Here is a 13,933-nt window from a genome sequence, read left to right on the forward strand (position 1 = left end):
CCGGCACGCGGGCCTGGGTGGGCGGCTGCGCGAGGTGTGCTGGAGCCTGGGCCGGCGAGTGCGTGTGCGCACCCCCGCCGGGGTGGTGCGTGGCGAGGTGATCGACCTGCGCCCTGGCCTCGTGCTGCGAGGCGCGCAGGGCGAGGTCCTGGTCCAGGCCGGTGACGTGGAGGAGGCTCGGGAGGGCGAGTAGCCCGGGTGAGCGTTCTCATGTGATCTGCGCTACTGTTGCGTGGTGACTGACCAGCCTGAGCCCCACCAGCCCGTAGGAGGCGGGCTCCGCATGCCTTCCCGTCCGCAGACCTCAGACCTGCCGGAGACGCCCTCACCCGGCATCGGTGCCTGTGCCCCTGACCGTGTTGGCGTTGATGGAACTGCGCCGCACCCGGCCGCCTGGGACACGATCAGCGGTCACGAGAAGCGGTTGCTCGGGGCCGTGCCCAGCCTCACGCTCCAGCAGGTGGCTCAGGAGGCCGGGACCGGCGTGGAGCTGGCGCGCCGCTTCTGGAGGGCGATGGGCTTCGCTGACGCCCAGCCGGACGCCGTGCGCTTCACTGAGGCTGACGTCGAGGCACTGCGGGCTCTGGCCGAGGTGGTTGGCCTGGGTGGGCAGGCCTCGCAGGACGGTTCAGGATGCGTCGGCGGCCAGGGGGCTGTTGGCGGCCTGGCCACCTCCAGCGCACTGGAGATGCTGCGTGCCCAGTCCTACACGATGGACCGCCTGGTCTTGTGGCAGCTGGAGACCCTCGTCTCCGACGTCGCCCAGCGTTACGACCTTGATGACACCTCGGCCCGGCTCGTGGCGCTGGACCGGATCGAGGAGCTGTTAGAGCCGCTGCGCACCCAGCTCGACTACGTCTGGCGCCGGCACCTGACGGCCCTGCTCTCGCGCACCGAGTCCGAGGTGGCCAAGCGCGGCAAGGAGGAGGCCGGGCCGGACCTGTACCCGCTGACTCGCTCCCTCGGCTTTGTCGACATCGTCTCCTTCACCCAGCGGGCCCAGACCATGGGGCGCACGGAGCTGGAGACCATGCTGACGGACTTCGAGAACACGGCGCGCGACGTCGTGACCTCCCGCGGCGCCCGCGTGGTCAAGACCATCGGTGATGCCGTCATGTACATCGCCGACGACGTGACGACCGCTGCCGGAGTCGTCACCGCCCTGGTCGAGGAGCTTCAGCGCGGGCCGGAGATGATTCGGGTGCGTGCCTCCTTGGTGCAGGGGCGGGTGGTCTCGCGCTCGGGGGACGTCTTTGGCCCGCCGGTCAACCTCGCCTCCCGTCTGGTGGACACCGCTGAGCCTGGCGGGATCCGCATGGATGAGCCGACCGCCCGCGCCATCATGCGCGGGCCCCAGGCGCAGCGCTACGTGGTGCGTGAGTGCCACGAGGTGGTGGCCAAGGGGCTGGGCAACATCGTGCCCTGGTCCCTGGAGCGGTCTGGCGGCGGACGCTGACGCCCTTGTGGCCGCCTCGCGACCGGGTCGGTTCCTCCCCTGCGGGGGAGCTGAGAGGGCCACGGTGCGAGACGGCAGTCACAATTCATCCGCCCGGATGATGACGTGAGGGCTTTCAGTCGCCTACGATCCGTAGGTATGACGACTGTGCTTCTTGTCGAAGACGATCCGGCCATCTCCGAGCCGCTGGCTCGCGCCTTCGGGCGTGAGGGCTACGAGGTGCGCGCCCACGGCACCGGCAAGGGCGCCCTCGCCGAGGTTGCCGACGCTGACATCATCGTGCTGGACCTGGGACTGCCCGACATCGACGGCCTGGACGTGGCCCGTCAGGTGCGGTCCCAGGGGCTGACCACCCCCATCCTCATGCTCACGGCGCGCTCGGAGGCCACCGACCTCGTCGTCGGCCTGGACGCGGGTGCCGACGACTACGTGACCAAGCCCTTCCGCCTGGCCGAGCTGCTGGCGCGTGTGCGCGCCCAGGTGCGCCGCGCCTCGGGCGAGCCCACCGAGGAGGACCTGAGCGTCGGGGACGTGCGGGTCGAGGTCGCGCAGCACCGCGCCTTCGTCGGCTCGCGTGAGCTGCAGCTGACCACGCGTGAGTTCGAGCTCCTGCGGGTGCTCGTGCGCGCCGGCGGTGCCGTGACGGCCAGCGAGGACATCCTCAAGGAGGTCTGGGGCGAGGACCCGACGGCCAGCCAGCAGGCGCTGGACATGCACGTGACCTGGTTGCGTCGCAAGCTTGGCGACGACGTCGAGGCACCTGCGCTGCTCGTGGCGGACGCCGGAGGCTACCGACTGTCCGTGTGAGTCCTGGGCCTGTGGCTCCAGCTTGATCGACTCAGCGCCCCGGCCCCGGTGGGGGTCGGGGCGCTGTGCTCCCCACGACCGGAAGGAAGACTGACCACCGATGCGACGTCGTGCCATGCAGATGACCATGGGGGCGGTCCTTGTTGCCGTCCTCATCCTCGGTGTGCCCCTGGGCGGTGCCTGGGTCTCCCTGGCCATGCGCTCGATGCGGGACTCCGAGGACCGCGTGCAGGTGGTGGTCACGGTGATCCTCACGATCGTGGCGCTGACGGCCGTGGCCCTCATCGCGGCCTATATCGTGGCCGCGCGCGCCTCCCGGAGGATCTCGGCGCCGCTGATCTACCTGGCGGCTGAGGCGGAGCAGCTGGGCAGCGGCCAGGTGCGTCCACGCCTACGACGCTCAGGGATCGAGGAGATCGACCTGGTCCAGGCTGAGCTCGTGCGATCGGCTGAGCGCGTGGCCGGGCGCCTGGCGGCAGAGAGGCAGTTCGCCTCGGACGCCTCCCACCAGCTGCGCACGCCCCTGACCTCGCTGAGCCTGCGCCTGGAGGAGATGGAGCTGCTGGCAGGGGACGAGGAGACCCGGGCGGAGGCGCGTGCCTGCATCGAGCAGGTCGACCGGCTGACCGGGGTGGTCCAGGACCTCCTGCGGGTCTCGCGGCGCACCGGCGGTGGGAGCACCGAGGCGCTGCACCTCAGCGACGTCTTTGACCAGCAGCGGGAGGAGTGGGAGCCGGCCTTCCAGGCTGCCGGGCGCGAGATCGTGCTGTGGGACGAGGTGGGGCTGCCGGTCCTGGCGACCCCCGGCTCCCTGGCGCAGGTCCTGGCCACGGTGATCGAGAACTCGCTGCGCTACGGGGCGGGGACCACCTCGGTCAGCGTGCGCAGCGCCAAGGGCGGGCACGGCGTCTTCATTGACATCGCTGACCAGGGCGAGGGCGTCAGCGACGAGCTGGCCCCGACCGTCTTCGAGCGCTCGGTCTCGGGCCACGGCTCCACGGGGGTAGGCCTGGCGCTGGCCAAGGACCTGGTGGAGGCCGACGGCGGGCGGATCGAGCTGTCCCAGCGTCGCCCGCCGGTCTTCTCCGTGCTGCTCAACGCCGTGCCCAAGAGTCTGGACCCCAACAAGGTCCTGCCGCAAGGGGCCCTGGTGAGCGTGGGGCGCCGTCGTCGTTTCTGAGCACGAGAGCCCGATCTCCTGGCCAGGCGGCCGCCGTGCCTTGACCTCTCCCCGTCCCGACACCCGCAGAGAGCGCCTCATGAGCACCACGACGCATGCTGACCCCGCCCAGGCAGCCATCAGCATCTCCGGCCTGACCAAGCGCTACGGCTCCGTCTGCGCCCTCGACGGCCTCGACCTCCACGTGGCCCCTGGCGAGGTCCACGGCCTCCTGAGCCCCAACGGCGCCGGCAAGTCCACCACGATCAGGATCCTGCTGGGCATCCTGCGCCAGGACCGCGGAACCGTGCGGCTGCTGGGAGGCGACCCCTGGAGGGACGCGGTGGATCTGCACCGCCGCCTGGCCTACGTGCCTGGCGACGTCGAGCTGTGGTCGGGGCTGACCGGAGGCGAGGCGATCGACCTGTTCACCTGCCTGCGTGGCGGGGTCGATACCCGGCGCAGGGATGAGCTCATCGAGCGCTTCGAGCTCGACCCCCCCCGCAAGAAGGGACGGACCTACTCCAAGGGAAACCGGCAGAAGGTCGCGCTCATCGCAGCGCTCGCCTCTCCCGTTGAGCTGCTGCTCCTGGATGAGCCGACGGCGCAGACGCGATGCCCGCTGAGCTGCTTCAGCTGTTTGGGGAGCGGAGGGAATCGTGGACGGCTTCCTCGGCTTCATGGGCGTCTTCATGTCCGTCATGATCTCGGTCTTCGCCATCCTCGCCGTCCAGGGCCTCAAGGCTGGGGAGCAGGGGCGGCGCACCGAGCCCGTGCTCTCCGTGGCGGTCTCGTGTGCGCGATGGATGGGTGCATGGGTCGTGGTCGCCGGTGCCGGGAGCCTGTGGCTGACGCTGGTGTGCGGCCTGGGCACGGCCGTGGGCGCCGTCGCCGCGACCGGTCAGGGCGGGCTGTGGTGGCCGGCACTGGTGAGCGTGGTGGTCCACGTACCGGAGGCATGGGTGCTGCTGGGAGCCGGCCTCCTGCTCTACGGCGTGGCCCCGTGCCTGGTGGGGCTGGTCTGGGCGCTGGAGGTCTACGGGGCGATGCTGACGGTGTTCGGGCAGATGATGGGGCTCGACGACGCCGTGCTGGCCACCTCCGTCTTCCACCACATCGGCCAGTACCCGGCTCAGGAGGTCTCTTGGGGCGCCTTGGCCCTCATGACGGTGGTCGCCGCAGCCCTGGTGGGGGCGGGGATCGTGGGCCTGCGCCGTCGTGACCTCATGACCGCGTGAGGCTGGTTCGACGACGAGGCCTCGTCTGCCGCGCGTGGCGTGGGCAGGCGAGGCCTCGTGGCCAGCCGCGGCTCAGGCGCCTGCGCGCCTGGCCTTGAGCCTGCTGACCAGGCCGGAGATGATCATCGGCAGCAGGGAGACGAAGACGATCGCCAGGATCATCATGTCGATGTTCTCCTGAATCCAGGTGATGTTGCCCAGGAAGTAGCCCAGCCACGTGATGCCGAAAGCCCAGAAGGTCGCTCCCAGGAGGTTGAAGCCCAGGAAGTGGCGGTAGTGCATCTTGCCCACGCCTGCCATGACGGGGGTGAAGGTACGCACGATCGGCACGAACTGCGCCAGGGTAACCGCCTTGCCACCGTGGCGGGCGAAGAAGGCACTGGTGCGCTCGACGTACTCCTGCTTGAACAGACGCGAGTCCGGTTTGTTGAAGATCGCGGGGCCGGCCTTGTGACCGATGAAGTAGCCGGTCTGGTTGCCGGCGATGGCTGCCAGCCACACCAGCGGCGCAGCGATCCAGATGTGGACCGGGACCCCCTTGGTCGGGTCGGCCTCGCCCATGGCCACGAACATCCCCAGCGTGAACAGCAGGGAGTCACCGGGCAGGAAGAAGCCGACGAGCAGCCCGGTCTCGGCGAAGATGACGAGCATGACGCCGAGGATGGCCCACGGGCCGATCCATCCGACGAAGGTGGTGATGATATTGGCCGGGTCCAGCCAGTCCGGCCCGAGGGCGGGAGCAGGCATAGTAGGTAGGGATGAGGCCAGGTTGGTGGCCAGGGCTGTGGCAGTTGCGAGTGAGGTCACGGGGCCAGGCTAAGGAAGGATCCTCATGCCCGCCTGGCCGGCACGTCACATCTCATCAGTGCGATCGGGCACGTTCGTGGAGGAGGGGGACGCGCTCTGCTCCTCAGCCTCGTCCGGGAGGCCGCCACCTGCGCGGGTGGCGGGTACCCCGCCGACGACGGCGCCGTGGACCGCGGTGGGGGAGGCGGGCTGGTCAGGGGTGCCGGTAAAGACGATGTAGTGGTAGAAGACGAAGCGGAAGGCCGTGCCCAGGACAAAGCCGACGACGTAGGCCGCCACGTTGTCCGCCAGCGGCGAGTGCAGGCCCAGGACCTCGTGGCTGAAGAAGAGACAGAACTGGGTGATGAGCACCCCGCCGACGTTGGCGAAGGTGAACAGGAGAGCCTCGCGAGCCACGTTGGCCTGGGTGCGGCCCCGGTAGGTCCACAAGCGGTTGGCAACCCAGGAGAAGATCGTGGCGATCGTCGCGCTGACGACGTTGGCTGTGTTCGGGTGCCCGGCCAGGACGCCGATCGGCCCGTGCTGCAGCACGTTGAACAGGCTCAGGTCGATGATGAAGGACAACGCCCCGACCAGCCCGAACTGGATGAACTCGCGCACCCAGGCCACCACGCGTTCGCGTAAGGAAGCCGGTGGGGTTGACTGGGCTGAGGTGCTGATCTCTGCGCTGGGCACGGGGGTGATCCTAAGCCGTGGCAGCGTGGTGGCCCCTTAGGGCACCCACAGGATCGAGATGCTGGAGTAGTCCCATACCCAGCTGATCCACAGAGCCTGTCCGGCCAGGCACGCACAGGCCAGTGCCAGGCGGCCTCGCTTGGTGCACGCCGAGGCCAGCGCCCAGGCCAGGGGTGTCAGCGGCAGGAGCAGGCGGAACAGGGAGGTGGTGGGATCGAAGAAGGCCAGGAGGTAGAGCACGTAGCCCAGGCACCAGGTCCAGGCCTCCGGTCCCAGCGCCCGCAGCGCACGTGAGCCCAGCGCCAGCGCGGTCAGGGCCAGCACGGCCATGAGCAGCGCCCAGCCCAGGTGGTCGCCTACCCACCAGCCCGCACGCGTGAACCAGGGTTGGAAGGGCGCCAGGTGGCTGCCCCGCCACGCGGTCTCAGTCGCGGTGTAGGCATCCATCCGTCCCGTCGTGGCCCAGGCCAGGGCGGGCCAGGCCAGGGCGCAGGCGAGGCTCCACGCTGTCAGGACCGCCAGCTGCAGGCGCTCCTGGGCCGCCAGGGGCGTGGGCACGTCAGTGTCCCGGACCACCTCGGCGCTCACCGCGCCTACTCGGGCTGGTACCCAGCGCCAGCCACGGTCGCTGGCCGTCTCCCACAGCCACCACAGCCCGAAGCCGACGGCTAGCGGCAGCCCGACGGGACGAGCGATCGCGGCCAGTGCCACGAGCGGAGCAGCCAGGAGGAAACGGCGTCGGCTCACCGCCAGCAAGGCGCCTGTTGCCAGGGCCAGCGCCAGGGACTCGGCATAGGGAATCTGCAGCACGAGCGCGCACGGACCGGACCAGGCCAGCACCACCGCCCACAGCGAGGTCCTGGCTCCCACGCGCGGGGCCAGCCAACGGTCGGTCAGTACGGCCGCCGTCGCCGAGGACGCCAGGCTCACCACCGTCGCGCTGGCGGTAAAGGACATCCCGGTCCAGGTCAGCAGACCAGCGAGTACCGGCAGCAAGGGCATGAAGGCCCAGGTGCTCTGGGCTACGTTGCCTGACTCGTCCAGCGGCAGCTGGGTGGGGTAGCCCTCCTCAAGGATCCGCTGGTACCACCCCGAGTCCCAGAAGGTCACATGCGTGCTCCACGACGGCGCCGCGGGCCCCCAGTACGTGGCGGGAGTGTCCTGCGCGCCCAGGCGGGCCAGCAGGGCCGTCAGCGCCGAGGCACAGGCCCAGATGAGGAGGACCTGCGCGGTGCGGGGCAGGCGGGAGAAGCTGGGGCTGGTCCGAGACCCGGCCGGAGGTGGGGGCGTGGGGGTGGCTGAGGCGTCCGAGGCTGATGAAGCGGGCACGACGCCGAGGCGAGAGGTGGTGGGCACCTGTCCAGCCTACGGGGCAGGTAGCCTGGGCCTGTGAGCGCTCCACGCACCGTGTCCCCCGCTGTCACTGACCGTGAGCCCGTCGTGGCCGTCATCGGAGGAGGCCAGCTGGCCCGCATGATGCAGGAGGAGGCCAGCGCACTGGGCATCCACCTGCGTGCGCTCGTCGAGGCTCCGGACGGCTCGACCGCCCAGGTCACCGTGGACGCGCCCGTGGGACTGGCCGACGACGCCGCAGCAGTCCGCCGGGTGGTGACCGGACAGGCTCGGCCCAGTCAGGACGCTGCCAGCTTGCAGGCCGCGGCACCCGCTGACGTCCTCACCTTCGAGCATGAGCACCAGGACGCGGATCTGCTGCGTCAGCTTGAGGACGAGGGGGTCTCGGTCCAGCCCACCCCTGCTGCCCTGGAGCTGGCACGTGACAAGCTCGCGATGCGCCGCGCGATGGCGCAGGCCGGCCTGCCTCAGCCTCGGTGGAGCGAGGCCGCCGGCAGCCAGGAGGAGATGCGCGCTCAGATCCTCGCCTTCGGTGAGGTCACAGGATGGCCCCTGGTCATCAAGACCCCACGAGGCGGTTACGACGGTCACGGGGTCCTGCTGGTGCACTCTCCGGCTGAGCTTGACCAGGGCGAGGCCAGTCAGTGGATTGCTCAGACGGCTGCCGCGCGTGAGGGACGCCGCAGCGCTCAGACCGGAGGCGGGGGAAGCCTGGGAGGTGCGGCCGTGACCAGCTTGCTGCTGGAGGAGGCCGTGGCCTTCACCCGTGAGCTGGCGGTCCTGCTGGCGCGCAGCCCCAGCGGCGAGGTTGCCTGCTGGCCCGTGGTCCAGTCCGTCCAGGCTGACGGCGTGTGCTCCGAGGTCCTCGCCCCGGCCCCGGGCCTGGATGAGGCCGCTGTCCGGGAGGCCGAGCGCATCGGCCGCGCGGTGGCCACCGGCTTCGGGGTGACCGGAGTCCTCGCCGTCGAGCTCTTCGCCGTCGAGGAGCCGGGCCAGCCCACCGCGCTGTACGTCAACGAGCTGGCTATGCGCCCGCACAACTCTGGTCACTGGACCCAGGACGGGGCCGTGACGAGCCAGTTCGCCCAGCATCTGCGGGCCGTGGCCGACCTGCCGCTGGGCTCGACCGAGCCGGTCGCCCGGGCCACCGTCATGGTCAACTACCTCGGTGGCCAGCACGAGCCGGGCCCTGGCGCCCTGGCACGCGCGCTCGCGGTCGACCCGCAGGCCCGTATCCACCTCTACGGCAAGCAGTGGCGCCCAGGGCGCAAGCTCGGGCACGTCAACCTCACCCTGCCAGGGGATCCGGCCCAGCCGCTCACGCTTGAGGAGGCCGAGGCCCTGCGCGAGCGCGCCCGCGCCGTCGTCGCCGTCCTACGCGGTGATGCCTGAACCGTCCCGCCAGCCACTGACCACCAACGGAAGAAGGAAGCTCATGAGCGCCACCACCCAGCCCGTCGTCGGCATCGTCATGGGATCGGACTCGGACTGGCCCACGATGGAGGCCGCGGCCCAGGCCCTGGACGAGCTCGGCATCAGCTACGAAGCCGACGTCGTCTCCGCCCACCGCATGCCCACCGAGATGATCGACTACGGCCGCACCGCCTCCAGCCGGGGCCTGCGCGTCATCATCGCCGGAGCCGGCGGCGCGGCGCACCTGCCCGGGATGCTCGCCGCCGTCACCGAGCTGCCGGTCATCGGTGTCCCGGTGCCGCTTAAGCACCTCGACGGGATGGACTCCCTGCTCTCCATCGTCCAGATGCCGGCCGGCGTGCCGGTGGCCACCGTCTCGATCGGCGGGGCCCGTAATGCCGGTCTCCTGGCGGCCCGGGTCCTGGGAGCTGGCGAGGGCCCTGAGGCTGAGCGGATCCGCAGCGCCATGCGGGACTTCCAGGCTGAGCTGGCGCAGGTGGCTCACGCCAAGGGCGCTCGCCTGCGCCAGCGCCGCGCCCAGGCCTGAGGCTCCAGGCAGGTCAGGCCCTCCAACCCGCCTGCGAGGAGGCCTGTGCCACTAGGCTGGCACCATGAGCATCCTTGTTGCCGGAGGCGCCGGATACATCGGCGCCCACGTCGTCCGTCTTCTCCTTCAGCGTGGGGACGAGGTGATCGTGGTCGACGACCTGTCCTACGGCACGCCCGAGCGAGTTGAGGGGGCAGACCTTCTCCAGCTCGACGTCGCCTCCAACGAGGCCGTCCAGGAGCTGACGGATGTCATGGAGTCCCGCGGGGTCACCGCCGTCATCCACTTTGCCGCCCGCAAGCAGGTGGGGGAGTCCGTGGCGCGTCCGGCCTGGTACTACCAGCAGAACGTGGGCGGCCTGGCCAACATGATGCTCGCCATGGAGCGTGCCCGTGTGGACCAGATGATCTTCTCCTCCTCCGCAGCCGTCTACGGCATGCCTCCGGTGGAGGTCGTGCCTGAGGACATCGAGTGCCACCCCATCAACCCCTACGGCGAGACCAAGCTCATCGGCGAGTGGATGATGGCTGACGCCGAGCGCGCCTGGGGCCTGCGCTGGGCCGGCCTGCGCTACTTCAACGTCGCTGGCGCGGGCTGGGACGACCTGGGAGACATGGCGACCCTCAACCTCATCCCCATGGTCCTCGAACGCCTGGCCGAGGGAGACACCCCCAAGATCTTCGGCACCGACTACCCCACGCCGGACGGCACCTGCATCCGCGACTACATCCACGTGCGTGACCTGGCAGCGGCACACATCGCGGCGCTGGACTACCTGGCCAGCGGCGAGGAGATGAGCGAGCACGTCTTCAACGTGGGCACCGGGCAGGGCGCGAGCGTGCGTGAGGTCGTCTCGAAGGTCATCGCCGCCACCGGGCTCGCGGTGGAGCCGGAGGAGCTGCCGCGCCGCGCTGGCGACCCGCCTCAGCTCATCGGCAACGCCACCCGCATCGGCACGGTCCTGGGGTGGAAGGCCGAGCACGACCTTGACGACATCGTCACCTCCTCCTTCACCTCCTGGCAGGCGGACCCCAACCGTCCGCACTTCGGCTGAGGCGCTTGCCAAGGCGAGACCAACACGCTTGGGACACGGGCCTGACGTCCTACACGGCAGCATGTGCTGGTAGGACATCAGGCCCGTGTCTGCACGCGACAAGGCCAGGACCGCCGCTGGCGCACAGAGGTGACGGCAGTGTTAACGCTGTCGTTATGCGCCGCTCGCCTAAGGTGGCTAGGCCGCCCGGAGACCGGGGGTGGTGCCGTGGGCTCCAAGGTGAACGGCACCGTCGAGACACGATGGAGGTCGCGCACGTGCGCATTCTGCTCGCCGGGGACGAGGCCTACCTGGCCAAGGCAATCGCTACGGGCCTGCGCCGTCAGGCCATGGCGGTCGACGTCGTCTCTGACGGCACCTAGGTCCTGGAGCAGGTCGAGATCAACGACTACGACGTCGTCGTCCTGGACCGGGACCTGCCCGTCGTCCACGGAGACACGGTCTGCGCCGCCCTGTCTCGCACCCACCCCGAGGTCCGCATCCTCATGCTGACCGCCGCCCGCTCCCTGGAGGACCGGGTCGCCGGGTTCCGGCTCGGGGCGAATGACTACCTCACCAAGCCCTTCGAGTTCCCCGAGCTCGTGGTGCGCTTGCGTGCGCTGGGCAGGCGAACGCACCTGGCCCAGGGGCCGGTGCTGGAGTCTCACGGCGTGCGACTCGACCCCTTCAAGAGGGAGGTCCTGCGGGACGGCAAGAATGTGCGGCTCAGTCCCAAGGAGTTCGCGGTGCTCCAGCTCTTCATGGAGGCCGATGGCGGAGTCCTGTCCGCTGAGACCCTGCTGGAGAAGGCCTGGGACGAGAACATCGATCCCTTCACGAACACGGTGAGGGTGACGATCTTCAAGCTTCGCAAGAGGCTCAGGGAACTGCCCGTGATCCACACGATTGCCGACGTCGGCTACTGCTTCGGTGAGTGAGCCGGAGGCCACACGTTTGCGACACCGTACCAACGACGCCCATGACGAGCCCGATCAGCACCCGCAGGACACCTCACCGCCGCCTCGGCCCTGGCGGCCCGCGATCCGTACCCGGCTCACCCTGACCTACGTCGCGCTGGTCACGGGGGCAGGGGCGATCCTCATCGCGATGGTGGGGTCTAGCCTCGGTGGCCTCGGTCAAGATCAGCTTCGGTGGGGCCGGGCACACACCAGCCGGTGTTGAGCTCGACCTCGCCGTCATGCGTGAGCTGCTCCTGTCCATTCTGGGTGTCTCCGTGGTGGTCCTGGTTGCCCTTGCCCTGGCCTCGGGACTGATCGGCTGGATCGTGGCAGGCAAGGTGCTGGCACCCCTGGCGACCATGAGCACGGCTGCTCGAGAGGCTGCGCGCGGCGACCTCAGCCAGCGGCTCGACCTTGACGGCCCGCGTGACGAGATCCGGGAGCGGGCGGACGTCTATGACGCCATGCTTGACTCCCTGGAGCAGTCTCTGAGCTCTTACCAGCGTTTCGCGGCCAACACCTCCCACGAGCTGAGGACCCCGCTAGCCACGATCCAGACCATGATCGACGTCACCTTGGCAGATCCTCAGGCTGACGCCCAGGAGCTGCGTGATCTGCTGGAGCGGGTGAGAACCACCAACGCCCGCAACGCGCGGACCGTGGACGCGCTGCTGGACCTGGCCCAGGCGCAGTCAGCGAGACTGCGACGGCGTCCGTGCGACCTGGAGGTGCTGGTCCACGAGGCGGTGGAGGATGTTGCCGCTGAGGCCCGGGAGGCTGGGGTGAGGCTGGACATGCGAGCCCACCCCGGCCAGGCAGCAGCCAGGCCGGGCCAGGACGAGGACGAGCCCTGGGCCCTGTGCCTGGGTGACTCCCGCCTCCTGCGCCAGGCGGTGCTCAACGTGCTGCGCAACGCCGTGCGTCACAACACGGTGGGCGGCGTCGTCGAGATCATGCTGGAGTCCAGGGGCGGCGAGCTCATGCTCACGGTGACCAACACCGGCCCCGTGGTCGACGCCGAGAGCCTGGCGTCCCTGACCGAGCCCTTCGTCCGGGGCCAGGACCGTGCGTCAGGCAGCGGCTACGGCCTGGGGCTGGCCATCGTGGACGCGGTGGTGCGCGCCCATGACGGCACGCTGAGCCTGCGTGCGCGTGAGCGTGGTGGGCTGGTGACGACGTTGCGGGTGCCCGCGCAGTCCTGAACTGCGCCCGTGCGGCCTAGCCCGTGGCCAGCTGGTTGAGATCGGCTGTGGTCAGCTCGCCTGAGCGCACCTTGGCGAAGAAGTCTGGCGCGGTGGTGTCCTGGAGCAGGACCGCCGAGCCGATGCCACCAGGCCGGTAGTCCAGGGAGGAGATCGGCGGCGCCCCGGTCAGGCCCGCTGAGGAGGCGGAGCGGAAGGCCATCATCATCTGGGCCAGGTCCGTGGTGCCCGTCTTGTCATCCACCGTCAGGGCGTGCGTGCCGGCCTCAACCAGGGCGTCCTGGCGCGAGAAGCTGGTCAGCGTCTTGAAGGAGGCCGCCTCGGAGACGACGGCGGAGATCACCGCACGCTGACGCAGTCCGCGGCCAATGTCTCCAGTGGGGTCCGATTTGCGCATCCGGGAGTAGGCCAGTGCCGTGGTGCCGTCGACCCGCTGGCAGGTGCCCTGGGAGGTGTCCCAGACCAGCCCGGAGTCGGGGTCAAAGACGTCATAGTCCAGGCAGACCTCGACTCCGCCCACGGCGTCGACCATCTGCTCCACCGCGCCCATGCCGACCTCGGCGTAGTGGTCCACGGTCAGGCCCGTGAGGTCCTGGACCGTCTGGACCAGGAGCGGGGCGCCGCCGAAGGAGTAGGAGGCGTTGATCTTGTTGCCGCCGTAGCCCGGGATCGTCACGTAGGTGTCACGTGGCAGGGAGATGAGTGAGGTCTGGCCGTTGGGCGCCTTGTTGAGCACCATGACCGAGTCCGCGCGGGCCCCGGAGGTCTCGTCCTGGACGGTGCCAGAGCCGGCCCCGCGGGCGTCGGAGCCGACGATCAGCCAGGTCTCGCCGTCAGAGGTATCCGGGGAGGAGACCAGCGCGTCCACGCGCCCGAGGCCGGAGTTGATCGCGTGGACCAGCCCAACCCACCCGGGCAGCCACGAGGACCAGCGCCAGGACGAGGACGGCTGCTACCCACCGCAGCCGGTGGCGGCGACGGCGTCGACGTGCCGGGCGTGGTGCCGGCTGCGGAGGTACGGGACCCCGGGGGCCGGCAGGCCAGTCAGGGGACGGGGACGGACCCGAGGCAGGCGCACGCGGCGGCAGGGAGGGGCCGGAGGGAGCCTGAGCAGGGTAGGAGGCCCGTGGCGGGTAGGAGGCGGGCTGCGGGCGGGCTCCAGCGTGCTGGGACCCGGCAGGCATGACCCGGGTGGGCTGGGGGGCCGCCTCGGAGCCGAGCCCAGGGGGACGGCAGAGGAGCCGGGACGAGCGTGGCTGTGCCCGGCAGCCGGACGGCGTGGTG

Annotated in this window: 12 protein-coding genes and 3 pseudogenes; 11 read left to right on the plus strand and 4 right to left on the minus strand. The window is 70.2% G+C overall.

Going from position 1 to position 13,933, the window contains the following annotated elements; all coding sequences use genetic code 11:
* The 6 genes and pseudogenes from HMPREF0058_RS12705 to HMPREF0058_RS13190 all read left to right on the plus strand — a co-directional run.
* A pseudogene (locus HMPREF0058_RS12705) lies at nt 1-193 on the plus strand (biotin--[acetyl-CoA-carboxylase] ligase); the annotation flags it as partial.
* Nucleotides 194-283: 90 nt separating this feature from the next.
* Nucleotides 284-1,456: an adenylate/guanylate cyclase domain-containing protein gene (locus HMPREF0058_RS06720; protein WP_081449199.1), complete on the plus strand. Its 1,173-nt coding sequence runs from the start codon at nt 284-286 to the stop codon at nt 1,454-1,456.
* Nucleotides 1,457-1,594: 138 nt separating this feature from the next.
* The gene (locus tag HMPREF0058_RS06725) at nt 1,595-2,263 is read left to right on the plus strand and encodes a response regulator transcription factor (RefSeq protein ID WP_006548998.1); all 669 of its coding nucleotides are present in this window, start codon (nt 1,595-1,597) and stop codon (nt 2,261-2,263) included.
* Between the two features lie 100 nt (nt 2,264-2,363).
* On the plus strand, nt 2,364-3,443 hold the full coding sequence (locus HMPREF0058_RS06730; protein WP_040319747.1) for a sensor histidine kinase: 1,080 nt from the start codon (nt 2,364-2,366) through the stop codon (nt 3,441-3,443).
* Nucleotides 3,444-3,522: 79 nt separating this feature from the next.
* Nucleotides 3,523-4,029 (plus strand): annotated as a pseudogene (locus HMPREF0058_RS13185) (ABC transporter ATP-binding protein); the annotation flags it as partial.
* A gap of 43 nt (nt 4,030-4,072) precedes the next feature.
* Nucleotides 4,073-4,660, plus strand: a pseudogene (locus HMPREF0058_RS13190) (efflux permease Rv1217c-related protein); the annotation flags it as partial.
* Nucleotides 4,661-4,732: 72 nt separating this feature from the next.
* On the opposite strand, the gene HMPREF0058_RS06740 reads toward HMPREF0058_RS13190, so the two are convergent.
* The 3 genes from HMPREF0058_RS06740 to HMPREF0058_RS06750 all read right to left on the minus strand — a co-directional run bounded on the left by HMPREF0058_RS06740 (nt 4,733) and on the right by HMPREF0058_RS06750 (nt 7,471).
* Nucleotides 4,733-5,407, minus strand: a complete 675-nt coding sequence (locus tag HMPREF0058_RS06740) for a VTT domain-containing protein (RefSeq protein WP_024035143.1) — start codon at nt 5,405-5,407, stop codon at nt 4,733-4,735.
* Between the two features lie 105 nt (nt 5,408-5,512).
* A complete protein-coding gene (locus tag HMPREF0058_RS06745; protein WP_006549003.1) occupies nt 5,513-6,142 on the minus strand; it encodes a GtrA family protein in 630 nt (209 codons plus the stop codon).
* A 36-nt stretch (nt 6,143-6,178) separates the two neighbouring features.
* Nucleotides 6,179-7,471 carry a putative hexosyltransferase gene (locus HMPREF0058_RS06750; protein ID WP_248597009.1) on the minus strand — a complete coding sequence of 431 codons (1,293 nt, stop codon included), beginning with the start codon at nt 7,469-7,471 and terminating at the stop codon, nt 6,179-6,181.
* Between the two features lie 60 nt (nt 7,472-7,531).
* Between HMPREF0058_RS06750 and HMPREF0058_RS06755 the strand changes: the two genes are divergently transcribed.
* From HMPREF0058_RS06755 to HMPREF0058_RS06775, 5 genes are all read left to right on the plus strand, one after another.
* Nucleotides 7,532-8,887, plus strand: coding sequence for a 5-(carboxyamino)imidazole ribonucleotide synthase (locus HMPREF0058_RS06755; protein WP_374044888.1), 1,356 nt, complete (start codon nt 7,532-7,534; stop codon nt 8,885-8,887).
* Nucleotides 8,888-8,930: 43 nt separating this feature from the next.
* Entirely contained in the window at nt 8,931-9,455 is a 525-nt protein-coding gene (gene purE, locus HMPREF0058_RS06760; protein WP_006549006.1) for a 5-(carboxyamino)imidazole ribonucleotide mutase, read from the plus strand.
* A 64-nt stretch (nt 9,456-9,519) separates the two neighbouring features.
* Complete coding sequence (gene galE, locus HMPREF0058_RS06765; RefSeq protein WP_006549007.1) at nt 9,520-10,509, plus strand: UDP-glucose 4-epimerase GalE; 990 nt, start codon at nt 9,520-9,522, stop codon at nt 10,507-10,509.
* A gap of 365 nt (nt 10,510-10,874) precedes the next feature.
* Complete coding sequence (locus HMPREF0058_RS06770; RefSeq protein ID WP_282632560.1) at nt 10,875-11,426, plus strand: response regulator transcription factor; 552 nt, start codon at nt 10,875-10,877, stop codon at nt 11,424-11,426.
* A gap of 188 nt (nt 11,427-11,614) precedes the next feature.
* The gene (locus tag HMPREF0058_RS06775) at nt 11,615-12,649 is read left to right on the plus strand and encodes a HAMP domain-containing sensor histidine kinase (protein WP_006549010.1); all 1,035 of its coding nucleotides are present in this window, start codon (nt 11,615-11,617) and stop codon (nt 12,647-12,649) included.
* Between the two features lie 16 nt (nt 12,650-12,665).
* Here HMPREF0058_RS06775 and HMPREF0058_RS06780 read toward each other — a convergent pair whose 3' ends face one another.
* Entirely contained in the window at nt 12,666-13,517 is an 852-nt protein-coding gene (locus HMPREF0058_RS06780; RefSeq protein ID WP_006549011.1) for an LCP family protein, read from the minus strand.
* Nucleotides 13,518-13,933 lie beyond the last annotated feature (416 nt).

This window comes from Actinomyces urogenitalis DSM 15434, assembly GCF_000159035.1.
Classification (GTDB): domain Bacteria; phylum Actinomycetota; class Actinomycetes; order Actinomycetales; family Actinomycetaceae; genus Actinomyces; species Actinomyces urogenitalis.